At 61.6% G+C, this 21,508-nt stretch carries 18 protein-coding genes and 1 pseudogene; 13 read left to right on the forward strand and 6 right to left on the reverse strand.

The annotated features are described in order from the left end of the window. Window positions 1-101: 101 nt before the first annotated feature. From C2R22_RS15570 to C2R22_RS15600, 6 genes are all read left to right on the forward strand, one after another. Window positions 102-1,007 (forward strand): ABC transporter permease, encoded by a 906-nt coding sequence (locus tag C2R22_RS15570; protein ID WP_162562528.1) that lies wholly within the window; start codon window positions 102-104, stop codon window positions 1,005-1,007. After that, the gene (locus tag C2R22_RS15575; protein ID WP_103426568.1) at window positions 1,007-2,053 is read left to right on the forward strand and encodes an ABC transporter ATP-binding protein; all 1,047 of its coding nucleotides are present in this window, start codon (window positions 1,007-1,009) and stop codon (window positions 2,051-2,053) included. Before C2R22_RS15570 ends, C2R22_RS15575 begins: the two co-directional genes overlap by 1 nt. After that, window positions 2,046-3,122 carry an ABC transporter ATP-binding protein gene (locus C2R22_RS15580; RefSeq protein ID WP_103426569.1) on the forward strand — a complete coding sequence of 359 codons (1,077 nt, stop codon included), beginning with the start codon at window positions 2,046-2,048 and terminating at the stop codon, window positions 3,120-3,122. The genes C2R22_RS15575 and C2R22_RS15580 overlap by 8 nt, the downstream gene beginning before the upstream one ends. Before the next feature lie 118 nt (window positions 3,123-3,240). Continuing rightward, window positions 3,241-4,239 carry an ABC transporter permease gene (locus C2R22_RS15585; RefSeq protein WP_103426570.1) on the forward strand — a complete coding sequence of 333 codons (999 nt, stop codon included), beginning with the start codon at window positions 3,241-3,243 and terminating at the stop codon, window positions 4,237-4,239. Window positions 4,240-4,524: 285 nt separating this feature from the next. Then, on the forward strand, window positions 4,525-6,399 hold the full coding sequence (locus tag C2R22_RS15595; RefSeq protein ID WP_216824748.1) for an ABC transporter substrate-binding protein: 1,875 nt from the start codon (window positions 4,525-4,527) through the stop codon (window positions 6,397-6,399). Between the two features lie 193 nt (window positions 6,400-6,592). Beyond that, entirely contained in the window at window positions 6,593-7,366 is a 774-nt protein-coding gene (locus C2R22_RS15600) for a fumarylacetoacetate hydrolase family protein (protein ID WP_103426573.1), read from the forward strand. A 138-nt stretch (window positions 7,367-7,504) separates the two neighbouring features. Here the strand turns inward: C2R22_RS15600 and C2R22_RS15605 are convergent. Further along, window positions 7,505-8,218 (reverse strand): annotated as a pseudogene (locus tag C2R22_RS15605) (aldo/keto reductase); the annotation flags it as partial. Between the two features lie 184 nt (window positions 8,219-8,402). Here C2R22_RS15605 and C2R22_RS15610 point away from each other — a divergent pair. Both C2R22_RS15610 and C2R22_RS15615 read left to right on the forward strand, forming a co-directional pair. Further along, window positions 8,403-8,849, forward strand: coding sequence for a universal stress protein (locus C2R22_RS15610; protein WP_103427706.1), 447 nt, complete (start codon window positions 8,403-8,405; stop codon window positions 8,847-8,849). Window positions 8,850-8,857: 8 nt separating this feature from the next. Further along, complete coding sequence (locus C2R22_RS15615; RefSeq protein ID WP_103426574.1) at window positions 8,858-10,030, forward strand: pyridoxal phosphate-dependent aminotransferase; 1,173 nt, start codon at window positions 8,858-8,860, stop codon at window positions 10,028-10,030. A gap of 53 nt (window positions 10,031-10,083) precedes the next feature. On the opposite strand, the gene C2R22_RS15620 is transcribed toward C2R22_RS15615, so the two are convergent. Together C2R22_RS15620 and C2R22_RS15625 are read right to left on the reverse strand one after the other, a co-directional pair. Next, complete coding sequence (locus C2R22_RS15620; RefSeq protein ID WP_103426575.1) at window positions 10,084-11,082, reverse strand: DUF7260 family protein; 999 nt, start codon at window positions 11,080-11,082, stop codon at window positions 10,084-10,086. Window positions 11,083-11,195: 113 nt separating this feature from the next. Further along, the gene (locus tag C2R22_RS15625) at window positions 11,196-12,470 is read right to left on the reverse strand and encodes an MFS transporter (RefSeq protein WP_103426576.1); all 1,275 of its coding nucleotides are present in this window, start codon (window positions 12,468-12,470) and stop codon (window positions 11,196-11,198) included. Window positions 12,471-13,161: 691 nt separating this feature from the next. Between C2R22_RS15625 and C2R22_RS15630 the strand changes: the two genes are divergently transcribed. Then, window positions 13,162-14,439: a tyrosine-type recombinase/integrase gene (locus C2R22_RS15630; RefSeq protein WP_103426577.1), complete on the forward strand. Its 1,278-nt coding sequence runs from the start codon at window positions 13,162-13,164 to the stop codon at window positions 14,437-14,439. A gap of 941 nt (window positions 14,440-15,380) precedes the next feature. Beyond that, complete coding sequence (locus C2R22_RS25205; protein WP_162562529.1) at window positions 15,381-15,746, forward strand: hypothetical protein; 366 nt, start codon at window positions 15,381-15,383, stop codon at window positions 15,744-15,746. 143 nt (window positions 15,747-15,889) lie between these two features. On the opposite strand, the gene C2R22_RS27520 is transcribed toward C2R22_RS25205, so the two are convergent. After that, window positions 15,890-16,624 (reverse strand): HNH endonuclease, encoded by a 735-nt coding sequence (locus C2R22_RS27520; protein ID WP_103426578.1) that lies wholly within the window; start codon window positions 16,622-16,624, stop codon window positions 15,890-15,892. A 19-nt stretch (window positions 16,625-16,643) separates the two neighbouring features. Then, the gene (locus C2R22_RS25210) at window positions 16,644-17,369 is read right to left on the reverse strand and encodes a hypothetical protein (RefSeq protein WP_162562530.1); all 726 of its coding nucleotides are present in this window, start codon (window positions 17,367-17,369) and stop codon (window positions 16,644-16,646) included. A 160-nt stretch (window positions 17,370-17,529) separates the two neighbouring features. On the opposite strand from C2R22_RS25210, the gene C2R22_RS27525 reads away from it, so the two are divergent. Beyond that, entirely contained in the window at window positions 17,530-17,781 is a 252-nt protein-coding gene (locus C2R22_RS27525) for a winged helix-turn-helix domain-containing protein (RefSeq protein ID WP_103426580.1), read from the forward strand. 298 nt (window positions 17,782-18,079) lie between these two features. Here the strand turns inward: C2R22_RS27525 and C2R22_RS27020 are convergent, their stop codons facing one another. Beyond that, window positions 18,080-18,214: a hypothetical protein gene (locus C2R22_RS27020; protein WP_281259242.1), complete on the reverse strand. Its 135-nt coding sequence runs from the start codon at window positions 18,212-18,214 to the stop codon at window positions 18,080-18,082. 188 nt (window positions 18,215-18,402) lie between these two features. Between C2R22_RS27020 and C2R22_RS15650 the strand changes: the two genes are divergently transcribed. Both C2R22_RS15650 and C2R22_RS15655 read left to right on the forward strand, forming a co-directional pair. After that, complete coding sequence (locus C2R22_RS15650; protein WP_103426581.1) at window positions 18,403-19,821, forward strand: hypothetical protein; 1,419 nt, start codon at window positions 18,403-18,405, stop codon at window positions 19,819-19,821. Then, entirely contained in the window at window positions 19,818-21,497 is a 1,680-nt protein-coding gene (locus C2R22_RS15655; protein WP_103426582.1) for a phospholipase D-like domain-containing protein, read from the forward strand. The genes C2R22_RS15650 and C2R22_RS15655 overlap by 4 nt, the downstream gene beginning before the upstream one ends. Window positions 21,498-21,508 lie beyond the last annotated feature (11 nt).

Raw genomic sequence — 21,508 nt, forward strand, 5'->3', positions numbered from 1 at the left:
ATTGAAACCAACTAACACGCCGGAACATTACAAACGATGATTCACTTTACCCTCGCGACGGGCGTCATGGATCGATTCACCCCCCAGACGGGATGGGTCACATGAGCATCGCGAACAAGATCAGCGGGGTCGGTGAGAGCGACTTCGCGGTCGTCTTCTCCAGTACGCTCAAGAAGTTGCTTCGCGAGCGGATGACCAGACTCGCCTTCCTCTGTCTCGTGTTCGTCCTGCTCTTGGGCCTCGTCGGGCCGTCGATCGCGCCGTACGAGTACAACGCTCAGCAGCGAACGGAGGAGGGAGAGTTACTGCGGTACGTCTCCCCGTCGCTCGAATACCCGCTGGGGACGAACGACCGGGGCGAGGACGTCGCCTCCCGACTGCTGTTCGGCGCTCGTGCGACAGTCATCACCGGAATGCTCGCGGGGACGCTCATGCTCTCTATCGGGCTACTCATCGGGATGGTCGCCGGCTACGTGGGGGGGCGAACCGAGGGACTGCTGATGCGCTTCGTCGACCTGATGTACGGCATCCCGTTCATCCCGTTCGCGATCGTCCTCATCACCTTCTTCGGGGCGGGCTTCTACACGACCATCGCGATCATCGGGCTCGTCCTGTGGCGTTTCATCGCGCGCGTCATCCGGTCGCAGGTGCTCCAGATCAAACAGCGCGAGTACATCATGGCGGCCAAGGCGTCGGGCGCGAGCACACCGTGGATCATCCGCAAGCACATCCTCCCGAACATCGCCAACATGGCCGCGCTGTTCTTCGCGATGGGCGTCGGACTCGCCATCCTCGAACAGGCCGGCCTCTCCTTCATCGGCGTCACCGACCCGTTCATCCCGACCTGGGGCATCATGCTCCGGAACGCCCACCAGTCGGGGCGGGTCGTCGAGGCGTGGTGGTGGTCGTTCCCGCCGGGAATCATGATCTCGGTGACCGTCCTCTCGCTGTACCTCCTCGGCCGGGGCTACGAGCAGGCGACGGGCGACGACGAGGTGGTCGTGTAATGTCCGAACCGATACTCGAATTCGACGACGTCAGCATCAAGTACCGGACGAGAGGCGGCGGTGCCGTCCACGCGGTCAACGAGGCCTCGTTCACCATCGGCGAGCACGAGTACTTCGGACTCGTCGGCGAGAGCGGCTGTGGGAAGAGCACCATCGCCGACTCGGTCGTCGGCGGACTCGACGAGAACGGCGAGGTCACGTCCGGCGCGATCCGGTTCAAGGGGACGGAGATCCAAGACTACAGCGAGAAGCAGTTCAACAAGCACATCCGGTGGAAGGAAATCGCCGTTATTCCCCAGTCGTCGATGAACAGCCTCGACCCGGTGATGAAACTGAGCGACCAGGCCATCGAGATGGCCAAGTACCACACCGACCTCTCGAAGCGCGAGGCGGTCGACCGCCTCCGTGAGCTGTTCGGGGTGGTCGGCATCCCCGAGTCGCGCATCCACGACTACCCCCACCAGTTCTCCGGCGGGATGCAACAGCGGACGATCATCGCGTTCTCGCTGTTCTTGCGGCCGAGCCTCATCATCGCCGACGAGCCGACGACGGCGCTCGACGTCATCATGCAGGACCAGATCCTCGACTACATCAACGCGCTCAAAGACGACTGGGACGTGAGCATGCTGATGATCACCCACGACATCTCCATCGTCTTCGAGAACTGCGACACGATGGCGGTCATGCACGGCGGGCAGATGGCCGAGTCGGGGAGCGTCATCGACGTGTTCGACCGCCCCCGTCACCCCTACTCCATCCTCCTGCAGAACGCCTTCCCGGACATCCGGTATCCGGACCGCGAACTGGCCGTCATCGACGGCTACCCCCCACAGCTGACCGAGCGGCCCGACTACTGCACGTTCGCCGACCGGTGTCCGTGGGCGACACAGGAGTGCTACGAGGGCGCGCCCGGCCCCGAGACGGTCGACGGCAACCCCGCACACCGCGCCTGGTGTATCCGCGCGGACGAGATGGAGTCGCTCGCGGAGGAGCACCTCACGGCGTCGACGCAGGCGACGAACATCCTGGAGGAAACCCATGAGTAACACCGACGACCCCGTGTTAGAGCTCCGCTCGCTAGAGAAGCACTTCAGCACGTCGAACGGCATCTTCGACGCGGTGAGACACCGCCTGACCGGCAGCAGTCCCGGCTCCGTCCGGGCGGTCGACGGCGTGAACATGGAACTGCGGCGGAACCAGGTACAGGGCGTCATCGGCGAGAGCGGCTGTGGGAAGACGACCCTGCTCCGGACGCTGATGGGGCTGTACGAGCCGTCCGGCGGCGAACTGTACTTCCACGGCGAACCCGTCTCGGAGTTCTCCAAGTCGGACTGGAAGGACTTCCGACGGCAGGTCCAGCTCGTCTTTCAGGACCCGTTCAACTCGCTCGACCCGAAGTTCAGCGTTCGACGGACGCTGGCTGAGCCGCTTCAGATTCACGGGCTCGACTACGACAAAGAGCGCATCGTCGAGATGCTGGAGTCGGTCGGACTGACGCCCGCCGAGAAGTATCTGACCCGGTTCCCCAGTCAGCTCTCCGGCGGGGAGAAACAACGGGTCTCCATCGCCCGCGCGCTCATCACGGAGCCGGACGTCATCTTAGCGGACGAGCCGGCGTCGATGCTGGACGTCTCGACGCAGGCGGAGATCCTGAACCTCCTGAACCGCCTCACCGACGAGTTCGGGGTGTCGATGCTGTACATCTCACACGACCTCTCGACCGTCTCGTACATCTGCGACCGGATCAACGTGATGTACCTCGGCCGCGTCGTCGAGGAGGCGCCGACGAAGGAACTGCTCACCGATCCGAAACACCCCTACACCGACGCGCTCATCAGGTCCATCCCGATTCCCGACCCCCACTACGTCCGCGAACGCCCGGACATCCACGGCGAACCGGGCGACCCGATCAACATGCCGACCGGCTGTCGGTTCAAGAACCGGTGTCCGAAGCGGATGGACATCTGCGACCAGAAGCCGCTCGACGTCACCGTCGAGGGCGAGGAGACGCGCACCGTCGCGTGTCACCTCTACTACGACCACGACGCGACCGACGGGCGTGTCCAGGACCACCAGCCGGCGATGACGGACCAGCCCGTGGAGGAAGCACGATGACGACACGCACGAGGCGACCGACGGCCCCGACAGCCACGAGACCGAGAGCGGGAGACACCGCGTCCGGTCCGACGAGCAACGACCGCTGCGAGGCGACGCCCCGCGGAGGTGACCGCCGATGAGCCGCCTGCAGTACTTCGTCAAGCGGACGCTCGTCACCGCCGTGTTGATCTTCCTCGTCGCAACCGCGCTGTTCGCTTTCTTCCGGGCGATGCCCGGCGACTACACCGCGCTGTTGATACAGCAGGGGATGAGCGCGGAACAGGTCGAGCGCCTCCAGACGAAGTGGGGACTCAACCAGCCGTTCCACCAGCAGTACATCTCGTACGTCACCAACCTGCTGACCGCCGACGCCGGCGTCTCGTTCCGTCACGGAACCGACGTCTGGGAACTCGTCCGTCCCCGCATCATCAACTCGTTCATCCTCGTCGCCCCGGCCATCACCGCGACGTACGTCATCGGCTCCGTCGTCGGTGCGCTCATCGGCCGGTACCGCGGCGGGCTCTTCGAGAAGACGAGCATCATCTCCGTCTCCGTCTTCCACTCCGTGCCGGAGTTCTTCCTCGGCATCCTGCTCATCGCGGGCTTCTCCGAGGCGCTCGGCGTCTTCCCCACCTCCGGGATGCTGACGGTCCGAACGTCGATCATGATGCAGGAGCAGCCGTTCTGGGAGATGTTCTTCCTGCGGGAGTTCTGGATGCACTACGCGCTCCCGTTCGCGACCATCACGCTCTACTTCATGCAGTACCCGGCGCTGATCATGCGCAACAGCGTCGTCGAGATCAGCGGACAGGACTTCCTCCACTACCACCGACTGAAGGGGTTACCGCGGGTGGCGCTCCTGCGGAAGCTCTACCGACACGCCTGCCTCCCGGTCGTCACGCTCTACCCCATCTCGCTCGCGAACGCCATCAGCGGCCTCGTTTTGGTCGAGGTCGTGTTCAACTGGCCGGGCATCGGCCGCCTGCTGGTCGACTCCGTCCTCGCCAGGGACTTCCCCGTCATCCAGTTCGTCTTCCTCATCGCGGCGGTCTGGGTCATCCTCGGCAACTTCGTCATCGACCTCCTCTACGGCGTCATCGACCCGCGCGTCTCCGTCGACGGCGACACGGACTGAGGGTCTGTTCGCCACCGCTTCGTCTTTTCTCGTCCCCACGCTCGACTGTTCAGTTCGACGCGTGGTCCGTCGGGCCCACGGGACGACGAGTGCCAGTCCCTGTCTGGTGGGGCGAACCGCAGTACTCCGCCGAAAAATCGGTCATCCGTCCGGACCAGCAGGAGCGGTCTGACGGATTCTGTACGTTCCGCCACGAACTGCGGTGGTGTGTCCCAAAACCGGTGCAGGCGATAATCCTACATGAACGACCGAAACGATTATGCTATCTTGTGTGAAGATTCCTTCATGCCATCAAGTGGCACGAATGGGCCGGAGACGTTAGTCAATCGACGGCGTCTGTTACAGGCCATCGGCGTTGCATCGGCGGCAGGACTGGCAGGGTGCGGGAGCGGCGGCGGCGGCGACGGCGGCGGAGGCGGTGGTGGCGGCAGCGACGGCGGAGGCGGCGGTGGCGGCAGCGACGGCGGAGGCGACGGTGGCGGCAGCGGCGGCGGCGGTGGTGGCAACGGGAATCTGGGCGAACGCGTCCCGACGCTGACGTTCCAGTACTGGTCCGACCAGGGTCCGCCGACGGTGCTCTTCGAGGAGACCATCTCGCAGGTCCAAGCGAACATCGGCGAAATCGGCGTCGGCATCGAGACGATGGCGATGACGACCGGCCAGGGAATCGACGAGGTGGCGAACGACACGCGACAGTTCCACTTCGCCGTCAACAGCCACGGCCCCGACCCCGCGCGACTGGACCCGAACGACCTGCTGACCAACTACAGCGCGTACGGCGCCGGTGCGAACGGCCGGTACAACCCGTCGAACTACGCCAACTGCGAGTTCACGGGCCTCGCCGACCAGCAACGCAACATCGGGGACCGAGAGGAGCGACAGGGGGTCGTCGACCAGGCGATGTCGGTGTACTCCGAGGACATCGCGTTCATCACGACGATCGAGCGGCCGACCATCGCGGCCGCCAACACGGATCAGATCTCCGAGATCGAATTCGGAGCCGCCGGGCTCACCGACATCCAGTGGGCGGCGTTCCTCGAATCGGGCGTACAGACCAAGAGCGGCACCGACGCGGTCGTCGCGAGCCTGCCGTCGGAGCTGTTGACGAGCAGCTTCTACCCGACCGTCGCGGACAGCGACGCGCTGGTGCTGTACACGAACATGACCCACTCCCCGCTGGTCATGTACGACTCGAACTACGAGCTACAGCCGAACCTCGCGGAGAGCTGGGAGACCAACGCCGAGGGCACCCGGACGGAGTTCACCCTCGCGGACGCGACGTTCCACAACGGCGAGCCGGTGACGCCGGAGGACGTCAAGTGGACCTACGAGTTCCTCAGAGACAGGTTCCACGAGGGCACGTACGCGTGGACGGACCTCCCGGAGGACCTCACCGTCGAGGTCGTCGACGACAGCACGGTCGCGTTCGTCACGGAGTCGTCGTCGCCGACGCTCGTGACGTCGAGCCTCGCGGTATTCGGCGTGCTTCCGCAAGAAGCCTACGTCAACGCCGGCATCGAGGAGAACCCGACGGACTTCGACGACCCGATGATCGGTGCGGGACCGTACCAGATCACCGCCTACAACAACCAGCAGAACATCGCGCTGGAGCCCCACGACGGCCACCCGCGCTACAGCCCCACCGCGGACGTGTTCGCGCAGATATACGAGTCGGTCGACGCCGTCGTCAGAGCGATGGAGAGCGGTGAACTGAACCTCGCGGTCGCGCTGCATCCCGAGGCGTCCCAGCAACTCCGGGACAGCATGGGCGACAGCGTGCAGATCATCAACGGCAAGGCGCACCTGCCGTTCGGCGTCATGCCGCAGATGTCGTTCGCCCCGGCGATGTTCCGCGAGTTCCGCCTCGCGCTCTCGAACCTCATCGACCGGCGGAACCTCAACGAGACGTACGCGTTCGGCGAGTCCGACATCGTGCTGCACTCGACGTTCAACTCGAACGACCACCCGTGGCACAACGCCGACGTCCTCACGCAGATCGCGGACGAGACGGCTAACCCCGAACGCGCGCGACAGGTGCTCGAAGACGCCGGCTGGGGCTGGGACAGCGACGGCAACCTCCACTACCCGCCCGACGCCGAACTCGAAGCGTGGGCGCAGGGCGACACCCCGGGCACCGACGACTTCCCCTGCCTGGGCTGAAGGCCCTCTCGACCGAACGCACGTGCCGCCGGCCTCGCGCAAGCGCGTTCGACACCCCCTCTGAGACGGTCGTGGCTGTGAACGCGACAGGGTGGCTCACGACCCGTTCCCCCGCGGTCAGAGCCGTCTCCACGGCGCGATCCGACGCCGGTACCACATGCTTTATCGTGACTGCGTTCGAGTCACACACGCCATGGCACGAGTCAGATTCAGAGACCCGTCGGGTAGCACACGGATCGGCGAATGGGTCGACGGCGGCGTCGCGTTCGCCACGGAGCGATTCGACCTCGACGACGTCACCGTCCTCCCGCCCACCGACCCCTCGAAGGTCGTCTGCGTGGGGTTGAACTACCAGGCACACGCCGAGGAGACGGACTCGGAACTGCCCGACCGCCCGCTGTTGTTCTTGAAGACGCCGAACGCCCTCGCCGCCCACGGCGATACGATCGCGCTCCCGAAGGACAAAGAGCGGATCGACTACGAGGGGGAACTCGGCGTCGTCATCGGCGAGCAGTGTCGGAACGTCTCCCGAGCGGAGGTCGACGACGTCATCGCCGGCTACACCTGCGTGAACGACCTGTCGAACCGGGACGACCAGCGCGTCGAGCAGAACTGGGTGCGGGGCAAGTCCTTCGACAACTCGGCCCCGATGGGTCCGGTGCTGGCACCGCCGGACGCGCTCGCCGACGACGCGGCCATCGAACTCCGGCAGAACGGGGAGGTGAAGCAGTCGTCGACCATCGACGACATGATCTTCTCCGTCCCCGAGATCATCGAGGAGATCACGAAGCTCATGACGCTCGAACCGGGCGACGTCATCGCGACGGGAACCCCCTCCGGTATCGGACCGATCAGCGACGGCGACACCATCGAACTGGAGATAGAAGGCGTCGGGACGCTCGTCAACGACTTCGTCGCGAAGGAGTTCACGGGCGACACGGCCCACGACTTCATGCCCGACCAGTGAGCGTCGCCGCGCCCGCACTCGCTCTCCTCGCCGGTCACCAGTCGGGCGCGTAGTCGGGGAGTACTGTCGTTCCTCGCGGTCGATGGCGTCGATTGCCTCGCAGTCCTCGGGCGGGAGTTCGAAGTCCCAGGCCCGCCAGTTCTCCTCGATGTGAGGGCGAGTGGAGGCTTTCGGAATCGGGACGACCCCCTGTTCGCGCGCCCACGCGAGACTGACGGTCGCCTCGCTCACCCCGTGTTTCTCCGCGATTTCCTGGAGTTCGGGCACCTCGAAGACGCGTCCGTTGCCGAGCGGGGCGTAGGCGACGACCGTGATGTCGTGAGCCGCACAGTACGCCCGCAGGTCCGCCTGTGGGAGCAGCGGGTGCAACTCGACCTGGAGCGCCGAGATGGGAACGGGCGAGTGCGCGCGGGCCTCGTCGAGCAGGTCGACAGTGAGATTACAGACGCCGAGACGGTCGAAGGCCCCTTCGTCGAAGAGCGTCGCACACGCGGCGAACGTCGACTCGGGGTCGTACGCGCCGCCGGGCCAGTGCACGCCGTAGAGCAGGTCGACCCGGTCGACGCCGAGGCGGTCGAGACAGTCCCGGATGCTCGATTCGATGGCCGCCTGGGAGTAGTCCTCGGTGAACTTCGGGTGGAGCACCTTCGTCGCGAGGAAACGTTCGTCCGGGGGGACCGACGACGCCGCGAGCGCGTCGCCGACGGCCACCTCGTTGCCGTAGGCCTCCGCGGTGTCGACGTGTCTGTACCCCACGTCGAGCGCCGTACTGACGGCCGAGACGCACTCGTCGTGGTCCGTTATCCGGTACGTGCCGAAACCCGGTGCTGGGATGGCTGCGTTCCGTGCCATGACCTCACGTCCCGCGCGAGCGTAATAGCCGTTCCTGCGGGCGCGACGTTTCCCTCTTCCCGACCGAAACGCCGTCGCGTGTTCGACTGTGGACACCGTCGCGCGCTCGACCGAAGAGACGGTCGCGCTCGCCGACGGTCAGCACGTGGGAAACGTATTTACACTCCGGAACGGAGGTGAGCGTATGTCGATACTCGCAGCCATCGGTGAGGAGGAACACTCGGACGAAGTCGTCTCGGTCGCGTACAGCATGGCGACCGCGTACGGCGAACCGCTCGTCGTCTTGCACGTCGTTCCCGACGAGGAGTTCGAAGCCCACAAGGAAGCCATCGAGAGCGTCCCCGACTTCTCTGACATGTCGTTCGAGCAGGAAGAACACAGCGCGGCCAGGTACGCCTGGCGGGTCGTCGAGAGGCGCCTCGGCGTCGTCGACGAGGAGCGCGTCGAGACGCGGGGTCGCGTCGGCGACCCGACGGAGCAGATACTCGCCGAGGCGGACGCGCTCAACGCGAGTTTCGTCGTGATCGGCGGTCGCCGTCGGTCGCCCGTCGGCAAGGCGCTGTTCGGGAGCACGACGCAGGAGGTCCTCCTGGGCGCCACCGCTCCCGTCGTGACGGTCATGACCGAGTGAGACGAACGATGACAGAGCAACCGATACCGCTCGCCAGGCGCGTGGCCGAGGCGGACGAGACGATGATCCGAACGATGTACGACCTCGCCGAGCAGCAGTCGGGCGACCTCGTCAGGCTGGAGATCGGCGAACCCGACTTCGACACGCCGGCACACGTCATCGACGCGGCAGCGCGAGCGGCCAGAGCGGGCGCGACGCACTACACCCCCAACGCGGGCGTCCCACAGCTTCGGGAGGCTATCGCCGAAAAGATGGAACGGGACCACGGTCTCGTCACCGACCCGAGCGAGGTCGTCGCGGCCGCGGGAGCGACCGAGGCGCTCTTCCTCACACTTTTGACGACCGCAGACGTTGGTGACGAGGTCGTTATTCCCACTCCGGCGTGGCCGCAGTACCGCCTACAGGTCCAACTCGTGGGCGCGACGCCGGTGGAGGTCCCCCTCTCGGCGGCGGAGGGGTTCGACCTCGACGCCGACCGCGTGATCGACGCGATAGGAGACGAGACGGCGTGTGTCGTCCTGAACTCGCCGTCGAACCCGACGAGTCGGGTCTCCGACCCGGAGGTCGTGGACGGAATCGTCGACGCGGCGGCCGAACACGACGCCGTCGTGGTGCTGGACGAGGTGTACGCCAGTCTCGACTACGCCGGCGACGGTCGGAGCCTCGCCGCCGACCGCGCTGCCGACAACGTCGTCGTCATCAACGCCTGCTCCAAGCAGTACGCGATGACCGGCTGGCGGCTCGGCTGGCTCGTCGCCCCCGTACACCTTGCGGCGGCGGCGATCAAACTGCATCCGGGGACGTCCTCGTGTCCATCGAGCCTCTCACAGCACGGGGCGGTGGCCGCACTCACCGGCCCACAGGACGACGCGGAGGCGATGGCCCGCGCGTTCAGAGAGCGCCGCGACTACGTCCTCCAGCGCGTCGAGGAGATCCCCGCGCTCTCGTGTCCCACGCCCGAGGGAGGCTTCTACGCCTTCCTCGACGTGCGAGCGCTGGACGGGACGAGCTTCGAGGTGGCCAGCCGACTCCTGAAGTCGCACGGCGTCGTGACCGTCCCCGGCGAGGGCTTCGGGGCGGGGGGCGAGGGGTTCGTCCGCGTGAGCTTCGCGAGCGGGATGGACGAACTCGAAGCGGGGTTCGACCGCATCGCCCGGATGGTCCGCGACGAACTCGCGTGAACGGTGGGCGAGAGGTCGCTCGGACGGGAGACGTTGGGGCCTGGACGGAACGTTCAGAAGCGCCGAACGAGTGCTCGGTGGACCGCTCGTCTCTCCTCGTCGAGGGCTGCGAGGAGGCTCGTGCCGTCGGCGAGGATCGGATAGTTCGTCGCCGCGTCCAGATACAGGTATTCGTGGAGTTCGTCGAGGTCGTACCCCGACCAGCCGTTCGTCCGCTGCCGCTGACGGTCGTACAGGACCCGCTCACACGTCCGCGCGTGGGCGTCGAGGAACTCGTATCTCGCCACGAGGGGCCCGAACGGGTGCCGGTGGTACTCCCCGTCGTGGTCGGCCAGCGCCGTCGCGGCGGCCTCGAACGCCTCCCGCGCGGAGTCGAGGGCGTCGAGTTCTCGCTCGAGCGTCCTGACGTACGACCGGCGCATGTCGGCCGCCAGCAGCGCACCCCGAACGAACAACCGCTTGAACTGCGGCGTGAGCGTGTCCGTCGCCTCGAAGCCGCACGCGACCTCCTCGCCGAACTCGACTCTGAGGCTCTCTTCGAAGTCGTCGCCGTAGTCGTCGTCGTAGTGCGGGACCGCCATCACCGTCTCGCGGTACGCACGTCGCACCGTCTCCAGTTGCGAGTCGCACGTCGGCGACCGGGCCAACATCCCCGTGTTCGTCGAGAGCCCCGTCGACAGCTGCGATCGGTGGGTCTCGAGGTCGGCGACCCGACCGGCGAACCGTTTGAACGCGCCGTGTTCGCACAGCGTCCGACACCGCTCCGTCCGGACGGTCTCGATGGCGTCCGCGACGTGTCTGGTGTAGCCCGCGACCACACACCCCGCACCGACCGTGGTCGGAGTCGTCGGACCTCGATGAGAGAGCGAGTGGCCCGCGACCGCTCCGCCGAGCGGCTGGGTCGTCTCCGCCGCGACCCGAGAGACCTCCACGAGATGCGCGACCGGCAATCGGAGGTGAAGCGACGACACGCCCACTCCCGTCCAGAACAGCGCGGTTCCGAGGGCGACGACGCAGAGACCGAAGATGCGACTCCAACGGCTGGCAATCATGGCGCATGATAGTTGTCCTCACGTGTCATAGTTGTTTGTAAACGTCACAGTAGACTGTTACCACTCAGAAGTGGCGCGGCGCTGTCGACAGCGAACCGACCCGCGGCGGTGTCTCACCCCTCACTCGCTGCGGACCGCCGCTCGGGGGCGAACCTGGTGACGGCCAGAACCGTGACCGCGGTCGCTCCCAGCGCCACCGCGGCGATTGCCCCGAACGTCGCCTGCACGCCGAACCACTGGATGAGATAGCCGAAAACCGGCGGCGCGATGGCGTTCCCGAGCATGATTCCGATGGTGACGATGGCGAAACTCTTCGCGATGGTGTCGCCGGTGGCCAGTCGCTCGGTCAGTTCGTCCCGGGCGGGAATCGCGATACTCCTGACGCCACCCAGCACGAGGAACAAGCCGATCACGACGAGGGCGGGGACGACCTGCGCGGCGATGAGGACGAGTAACGCCGTGAGGCCGACGTAGCTGACGACGAGGACGCGACCGCCGCCGAAGTGGTCGGTGAGATACCCGCCGACGAGGATGGAGCCCGCGCCCACGACGAAGAGACCGGTCAGGACCAGGTTCGCGGCGCTCAGCGACAGGTCGTACCCGTCGGTCAGGAACACGACGGTGTAGGAGGTCAACCCCCAGTTGGCAGTCGAGGCCAGCAGGGTGAGAAGCGCGACCGCGAGGATACCGCGGTCGCCGAGGAGCGTCCCCAGTTCGGCGCGGACGCGGTGTGTGAGCGATTCGTCGGCCGACGACCGCGAGGTGTCGACGTTCGGTGCCGAGACGTCGTCGTCGACACGCCAGGCGACGACGGCGGTGACGACCACCGCGTACACGAGTCCGACGGCGGCCAGCAGGCCGATGGCGTGACGCCAGGTGAGTCCCACGACCGCGATGGCGACGGTGAAGACCACCGGCGGCGTCGCGAAGCCGAGGCTTCCGCCGAAGTTGTACACGGCGAACGCGCGACCGCGGGTGTCCGACGTGGTAGCGTCCGTGAGGAGCGGGTAGTGTGCCGCGTGGTGGCCGGCGACGCCGATGCCGAGAACGACCTGTCCGACGACCAGTTCCGGGAATCCGGGCGCGAGCGCGACGATGAACGCACCGACCGCACCGAGCACCGACGAGAGCCCGAGGGCGATGCTCCGGTCGTAGTTGTCGGCCAGGTAGCCGAACGGGAGTTGGAAGGCGGTGTTGACCAGCGCCTGTACCCCCATCGCCAGCCCCAGCATCGAGATGGAGACGTTCAGGTCCGTCGAGAGGATCGGGAGAATCGGTGGGAGGAGCACGAGGAACGCGTGGTTGACGAACTGCGACCCGCTGATGAGTCCGACGACCACCGCCGTCTGCTTCGAGACGGACGTCGCTCCGTCACCGACATCGAACACTCCCTACAGGTAGATGCAACCGAGGTATAAAGACGGAGTATTGCGGAACCCCCTTCCGCTTTCGAGCGGGTCGACAGGGATTACTCGACTGGACGACCGTCCCCAGCGGGGCGAGTGGAGGGTGATCGGACCGAAGGCTGTCGACCTCGGAAAATTGTTAAAATTAATTGCTCGATTATCTTCGAGACGATCGTGTCTGTCAGTGTCGAGTGATTCTGCTCGGTTTGGTTTCGTTATCCGAAATAAACCAGGGTTTAAACGCGTACTTCTATCGATATCGTGGGCAATTTTCCATTCTGATCAGAAATCACAGCTGGTCCATCGATCGTGACCGATCGTATCAATCACGTGGTAGCGCGTTCTCTTGTCGTGGTCTTAGGGCTTCTAATCCGAAAATTCTCGGATCTCGTCGCAATCGCTCGACAGTGCGCCGAGGAGAGTACACAGACACGCGTCGTGTATCGAGTACAGTCTAATGAGTATTTAGTTCTAATTTCTTTTTCGGGCTCGGTGGGGAAAACGACCCGGGAGATGTCGCTCTCTCACACGGGAGGGCGGGATTCGAGCGCTGCCGCTGGCCGGTCAGCGTAAATAAAAGTGGAGCCAGCCGTTCGTCAGTTGCCGCCGCCGAACATCTGGCGCCTATTAGGCCGTAACCAACTAATACCTGGAGTGAATTAGGCAATATAAGATGAACGTAGACGACACCAACAACACCGCTCGAAAGCTCGAACGGCAGTGGGAATTGCTTGAGGAAGCCGATATCAACGACACTGACCGCAAAACCATTGCCAGGTTCGTGCGGGTCCAACGCAAGGGCAACGAAGCACTTGAGAAAAACACATTGATCGCAGACCTTAGCCGGCTGCGATGCGCTTCGACGTGGTCGGAGAGTCCGCTCGTTGAGATGAACTATGCCGACGTTCAGGATTTGATGGATTTTCTTCTCACTAGCAAACGTCAGGGGGGGAGGGGACTTTCGCCCGATGGAACCGCATTTAATGGATACAAAGACATCTTCCGAGTCTTTTTTCGCTGGCTCACCGAACAGCCGAACCAGTCTGATTTCCCCTTTTGGGAGGAGATTGAAACCAAGAGTCAGTCGATCAATCGTATCGATGAGGAACAACTCCTCAGTGAGGAGGACATCAATCTGCTGAAGGAAGGAACTCGGAACCCTAGAGATGCCACCATTATCGAATTTCTCGCTGACTCCGGTGCGCGCATCACGCTCGCCACTCAGCTTCGCGTTAAGGATATTCACGACCTCGACACGAAACGTCCGTACTTCACCCCGAACCCGAATGGTGAGGGTCATAAAGGGGCCCCGGACAAGCAATACCCAATTCTCCGGAGCCGGGCGGATATTAGGGCTTGGATCAACCAGTATCATCCCGATCCGAGGCCCATTGCCCCACTGTGGCCGGTTCTTAGAGGTTATGACGTCGGAAATCCGCAGGACTGTGCCGTGAGCAGTGATAGCCTCCGAGGAGCTCTCTCGCGGGCAGCCGGCCGTGTGGATATTGAGAAGCCTGTCAACCCTCACAACTTTCGACACATGGCTATCACTCGACTGTCTCAAGAGGGATACTCGCCGCAAGAGATCCGACACATCGCTGGCTGGGCGGACGATCGAATGCTGGAGAAGTATGACAACACCAACGACAGGCGGCGTAACGAGCAAATCGGCCTCAAGGCGGGATTTCTTGACGAGACTGAGGCTGAAACCGGACCTTCTGTGCCCCAGTCCTGTGGAAACTGTAGGGAGACGCTGGCACCCGAGGCCCGGTTCTGCCCCAGATGTGGCACGTCCACTACCGAAAAAGCAATCGAGGCTCTCCAAGAGCAGGACAATCGAATATTCGAATCGGCTGTAGGTGCGGATGATGAACTCGCTACTGCTGTACTCCAGCTTCGAGAACTGTTCGAGGAGTATCCAGTCCTCCGTGAGGTCACACTGAGTGTGTAGCAACATCACCATCCTCCCTCATCAACGAGTTCTAGTGCTCGTTCAGCGTCTTCGGCAACTGGGAGGTCCGACTCCGCTAGCCGTTTAAACGTCTCGTAATTGTCTTCAACAACATCCGCAGGGTCAACCGATCCACTGTCATCGAAGTTCGTATTTTGGGTCATTTTTTACGTCGGGGGTTGCATGCGGCCGAACCACTGGTTCGATCGACGCCGTAGGCAAATTCCGACGAATCACCCGGAACTCCTTTGACCGTGGAAGAGTCACATCTGATTGCGGAGTTTGGGCTCTCTGTGACCTACGAGGGTCGACCGCTCCGTACCGCTGCTTTCGGCGTCTGCAACCCACTCCGACCAAGAACCAGGTCGCAGACGTCGACTGTCTCTGAATTCGCATACTCAGCCGTATGTCATCTCGTATCAGGCTCGTACTGCTCTACCATCTTCCGCAGCAGGGTATCATACGATTCTCCAGCTCGCTTCTGTGCCTTAACGAGATCGCGCGTCTGGCACGAGCAGGGAATACGGGTCTCGTTCGCGCTCATTTGTTCGTTGACCTCATTACACACGTGTACCGTACCGGTAAAACTATTTCGGACGAGGTGAATTGTATTTTTAGGCAGTAATCGATTAACTATGTTCAACGGTGAAGACTCACTATCGGGAGATGATAGAGGCGATAATAACGAAGACCGAAGCCAGGAGGGGCCGATCCCGACTCAGATCTCGTCGGGGCTTCCGTTGTCCCCGAAAGAGCGGCCTCGTGGTATTCTGTCACAAACCGACCGCGAGTATCTGTGTGGATTGAAAGAGTACAAACACGAACAATCAGAAGCCAATCGTCGTCAAGATATAAGAAATCGAATAAAAAATGGCTTAGAGGATTTCATTTTTTTGTGGCTACTACTGAATGATGATGACCGTAACCAACTGTTCACCGAGATGGGAACGGAGTTAGTCGACATAAGTATCGAGTCTGCAATCGCGTTCTTTTATTTAGGTATAGGTCGTGAAAGCGACCGGGTAGAGGATCTTATCGAGAAGGGGATTTATTTAGGTGCAAACTCTGGATCCGGCGACGACTTGACAGGAGAGGTTACTGACGTTCAGGTCTCGATCGATATTAAGCGAAATCCCGACGTGGAGAAAATAAAAAAGAAGATGGATAGAGGAAGTCATGACGAACTAACACCCGCAGAGATCGGTGTTCTTGTTCGGAAGGGTGAATTAAGCCCAGATGATCTAAAAAGGCTGGAAGGATCATGGTCTCCTGTTTCGATTGGTGAGTACTCCGATAGAATTGAGTGAGGGCCGGCATCGATGAATTGGGGACCCACATACTACAATTAATCAACATTTTTTCAATCAACACAACACTGTCACTTATCATACAAATTTTTACCAGATTATATTCCCCAATAGATGACTGCAGTCGTATTGTAAAATGTGTATCATCGGAATACATCAAACGTTGTTTGTTCGTTATTAAGAGCGCTCCACCGAGCATCGGGTTCTGCCCAAGCCCAGAATTGCCTCGTTGAGCCGTGAATGACCTCGCCAGTGTTAACAGCACCACCGTGAGCGATGACGTGACAGCGATTACAGAGGACAGCGAGGTTCTCCATTACCGCAGGTCCGTCTTGTCTCGCTGGGTCAATGTGATGTACAACGGTCTGTTCCGTTGATTCACAGCGAACGCAACGGTCGTCATCTCGCTCACGCACTCGCTTTGCTAACGCGGGCGGGGCTTGGTGCTCTCGCTGTTTTCTTGACCACTGTTTTTCGCGGACTATTTGTTGCTCAGCATCCCACTCGAACCGCCTTGCATGGCCTGCACTGCATCCGACGACCTCTGCGAGAATACGAGAGGGAATGCTGTACTCAAACACTAACAGGAGCTTCTTGATTTGTGCTTGGTACGTCTCATCCGGATCGCAGGCTCGACCAACATACTCCGTGTATACCCCTACAAGCTCGTTCTCTATCCAGTCACGCTCACCTCCGAAGTCATAGCCTGTCTCACCACCATCCCTCCGGTGACGAGCTGACCCGTGATCATTATCTTGCCTCTTTTGATTATTACACCCACAGCTGGGCCGAAAGCGAACCTCTCGACGCTGTTTCAACAGAGCAGCGTGTCTATTCCGAAGTTCAGTCAGCCATCTTTGTGAGTCACCCAGTTCCATCGTTGCAATCGTCGTTCTATTAGCGGCAGGGGTTGTCGAATGGACGCCGATCAGCAAGCGTGAACAGTGGTTCGACGTCAGACAACGCGTACTGCCTCAACATCTCTTCTAGCTCGTGGAACTGCCGCGTGTCCGTCTCGTCAGCGTCGTATTGGTCCAGATAGATCTCGCCCAATAGCGCTACATCAGAGCTGAGTAGTTCCGGAGTACCTCGATCACGTGGAGCACGGAGCTCGTCTATGTTTATTCCGTGGTTGTATTCTGTCCATCGGGTTTCAGCGACCTCAAAACCAGCTCGGTTGCATGCCTCTTCCAGACTGGTGTACTGCCCATACGCGGACCACGCGTCATGGATGAGATCGTCGCTCTCGATTGTATCTAAAAATATCGTGAGTTCTACCTGCAGAGATTGTTGCGCGCCGAGATTCTTCGCTGCAAGCCGTGCGCGACCCACGAGGTGGTGGAAGTCGAATGCGTCACCGTTGTAGCTCAGAATGGTTTCCGGCTCTCGCGAAATACATCGGTCAAGAGCTGCTCCAACAACCTCAAGTTCTGTATTTGATCCCCACCCCTTGCGGAATAGGACGGTGCTTTCGATATCTCCGGTAGAGGCGTGTTCATAACCTATTGAAACCGCGAACACCTCAAAGTCTCGTGAGTCGGTGAAGTCCGGGCGTCGTCCATTGGGAATACTGGGGCTGACTGTCTCGATATCGAGGGCCAGCCGTCCACTTCTTTGGTTCATAACGGGCCTGATGTCCTCCTGTTAGTTGGCGGCCGCAGCCGCTGGTGCTACAGTTTGGACGATAGTCAATTACAATTGACTCAAAGACTAAATATCTAACTCAAATAATTTTCATTTGACTATTCGATGAAAATATACGACACATAAATAATTCTGGTACATGCGGCTCTCCGCGAACTGGATGTCTATCGCTGATGACCGTATTCTGGAATTTCTTCACGAGGAAGGGCCGCGGAGCCCCTCTAAAATCCATGAAGATGGACGTGTACGTTTCAGCCGCCAACATATCAATATGCGTTGTAAAAAACTAGAAGAGTATGACTTAGTCCAGAATCTAGGAAATGGTGTTTATTCAATCACAGAACAGGGAAGAGAGTATCTCGAGGGAGATATCGACGCAAATGAATTGTGAGTTCATCCACTTTGAGGTCGATAATTGACCTGCGGTGCTGATGTACGCCGACGTCTTCAAATGAGAGATCCGCATCGTCTCGGTCGTTCCAGAATTCCCGATATTCATTCTGCAAGTCCTCGGCCGTGAGAGTCGGGCAATACCTCGCATACTTGATAGCCTGCAGGTCGGTGGTGCGATCCGCCCGATCACGTTTCAACTTAACCACCACGACCTTTCGGGTCCGGTCAAGTGCGAGAATGTCGAGTCGATCATGGGTGTCCTCGAAGTTCGCGTACTCCGATGTGATGACGAGCAGTTACTCACCGAGGATACGCGGCTCGTCGATAACCCACTCCTGGTGGTCTTCGCGCTTCAGAACGCCCCGTTCGGAGAGGTCTCGCTCGGGGAGATCTTCGAGATCCCCCGAGTCCCCGTCGACGCTGAAGAGCATAGGACCGGATCGACTGGCCGGAAGCAAACGAGTTTCACTGAAGGAGGGCACAATAGCAGCGACTCACCCCCAGCTACTGTATTGAAACTGTCCGCTTCTGTACCCGTCTCCGGGCTGCTAGAATTCCCCACGATGTGACTACTTGAACGGGCGAGGAGTATATCTGGGTGTGCCGAAACGTACCCATCATGGCGACACCTGACGAGCGAATCTTCATTTCAGGAACGCAGGAGACTCAGAGCCGGACAAACCTTTTCCGGCCGAAGGAGCTCCGCGAGGTGGTCTTCCCGGGGATGGGGATGATCATGCACTCGCTGTTCTGGGTCAAGCACACGTTCGCCCTAGCCGAGTATGGCTACCCTCTTACGGACCAAGACGCGATCTTGTTGTGGGCGACGGGCGAGGAACCGGACTATACGGAGAGTCTCCTCTACTACTGCGTGTACTCGAACATGGGAACCGCCGGTAAGATGACGGTCAACGCCGGGCAGCGGGCCACCCGGGACTGGCTCTTCCGGAAGGACCCCGACCAGCCGGGAGGAATTTACGCGCAGTTGGCAAGGAATCTGCACCGGCTCGCCGAACAGCAGCCGGTGCCGGACTACGAGACGTTCGTCGAGGCCTCGTTCGCGCCTTGGTTCCGGACACGATGCGATGAACTCGGTGTGGATCTCGTGGCCGAACTGGAGGATACGGTCGGCTCAGCGCTCGACGAGACGGAGCCAGAGTATCAGGAGCAGGCACTCGCCAGCGGGTTTGCGACGGCAGTCGGCCGGGTAGTGAAAAGTCACTCCTCCCTACGGAGCGGCAAGGACACGCTCGTGATTTCGACGACGTTCAGTTTCGCCCGGCGCGTCTACGACACGGCGACGCCGGAGCAGCGCTCAACGCTCGGGAATACGCGACTGGAGTTCACCGCCGGTGAGGCGACGGCGCTGCTTGAGGCTGTCGGACGAATTGACCATGGCGAGCATTTCCTCCGGTCGCTCATGTTCATGCTCTATCTCGACCCGACGGCTCACCGTAGAGACGAAATCACTCAGCAGATGCGGCACCTCTATGACACCGTCACCGAAGACCCGGAGGAAATCGTTACCACGGTCCAGACGGAATATTCGCTCTCGGCATTCGATGACCGCGTTGTGGAGGGGCTGAATGCCACGGCGTTCTACTGGGTGTTGAACTTCTTCATGGCCGATGGCGAGACCATTGCTCGGGATCTCCTCGACGAAATCGACTCTCCGATCGATGTGGGCGACGTGCGAGACTACTTCGACTCGAATTCATCGACCGCCGACCGGTATCGCTCGTTCTTCCGGTATACGGACGAGTGCCAACCCCATCTCTCGACGCTCCTGACGGAGCTCCGTGAGACCGACGCCGGAACGACCGTCACGTTCGTCGAGACGCTCACAGCGGGCCTCGACGAAGGCCTCGACCCGGCGGCCCTCTTCCTCGAACTGCTGGCCTCGCAGGGGACCGTCACGGAGAAATCGGAAGGACAGTACCTCAGCAGCACCCGCCCGCAGAACACAAACGCCGCGAGCTTCTACGGCATCGGGCCGCTGATCTCGTGGGCTGAAACGCTCGCCACCTCAATCCGATGACGGGGGCAGACGACGTCCTTGGAAACGCCGGCCCGGAGTTCGAGCAGGATCTCCAGAGCAGTGAGTACGACCGCTATCTCATCTTCACCTACGGTATCAGCCTTGAGCTGTTGTCGTGGTTCGACGCCAGCGATACCGTCGTCGTCTGCGGTCCCGACGACACGACCGAGGAGGTGTATGAGAACGCGGGTGGTGTCGACGCAACCGTGAAGACGCGGACGATACCGTCCCACGCGAAACTATATCTCATGTGGGGCGAGGACCGGATCACCTGCTGGCTCGGGTCATTCAACTTCACCTACTCGGGCATCTACGAAAACGTCGAGTGGGCGGCACGGTTCAGCGACACACTTGAGTACGATCCCACGCCGGAGGAACTGCTCGACGGCGACGTGGGCGACGGACTCACGCCGAGCTGGCAGGTCCGCCAGGCAATCGAACTCATCGGATCCACGGTCACCGGCGACGACACCGGCTGGGCCGACTCCCTCCTGCAGAATACCAAGTATCCGTACGTGCTTGTGCATTCGCACCGCTCGAACACGCTGAAGCGAGCGCTCCGAAACGAGCTCGCCGACGCCGCGGGCACGGTGTCAATTACTTACTACGCCCCCTTCGTGAACGCCCGAGGGGTGGAACTCTTCGCCGAAACGCTCGCTCCCGATGTCAGACCCGAAGATATCGACCTCACAGTTCGGACCTGCCGGCTCAGCAAGATCAGCAATCAGGACACTGGGCTGAGTTCGGGCCATGTCGCCGACTTCGAGCAGCGGTTCGATGACTTCGCGTATCAGGTCCGAGCGCCGGGCGACCAGGGGGACCAGTTGCGTGGCGGGCGCGAGTTGCGGTCGGGCTTCGCTCATCAAAAGATAGTGGGGCTCCGGTTCGTCGACCGCGAGGAACAGGAACAGCGTATCTCGCTGTTGACGACGGCGAACCTGACGAAGAACGCGTGGCAGCACAACTCCGGCAATTTCGAGATTGGGCTCCTATTGCGGGACCACACGCAGAACGAACAGCTTCACGACTTCCTCGGGTCACAGCTGCCGTACTGTTATGAACGTCCCCGAGAGGGTGAACTCGACGAGGCTGTCTCTTCGAGCTCTGAGAGCGTCTCGTTCAAGGAGGTCTGGCTGGAGGATCTGGTCAGAGATTGGCTGGAACTCCGCGAGGATGCCCTCGAACTCGCGTGGTCGGCATCGCTGCCGACGCTCGGTGCAGTTACGGCCACCGTGTACTACCGCAATCTCTTGGATGGGTCACGCTCGCCGGAAACAGTCACGCTCAAGCCCGTCGAGGAGGGGCGTCGTGCGGAAATTCCCACGCTCACTCCGCAGTCGAATGCCGTCATCGACTTCATCGAACTGGATATCGAGACCTCGTTCCGACCGCCGGAGCGTCGGCTGACCGGTCCGGGACTTGAGCGGCTCCGCAGCGGCGAGCTGTCCCTGTCGGAGTATCCCGGCGACGTGGTGGTGTGTGATGGCTCGGCTGTGCCGGTTGATGAGTTCGATATTGACACGACGGGGGCGTCAGAGATCTGGCTCCGTGCCGAGTACACGGAGTCGCGGACGCTCACGGTGCTACACGAGCCCCAGTCGCAACCCCATCTCGACGAGACCTTCGTGCAGGGCGTCTCGACCGGGGCGGTCACAGCTGACGGCGTCGGGGGGTAACGTTCCTCGAG

The sequence above is a fragment of the Salinigranum rubrum genome (assembly GCF_002906575.1).
Lineage (GTDB): Archaea > Halobacteriota > Halobacteria > Halobacteriales > Haloferacaceae > Salinigranum > Salinigranum rubrum.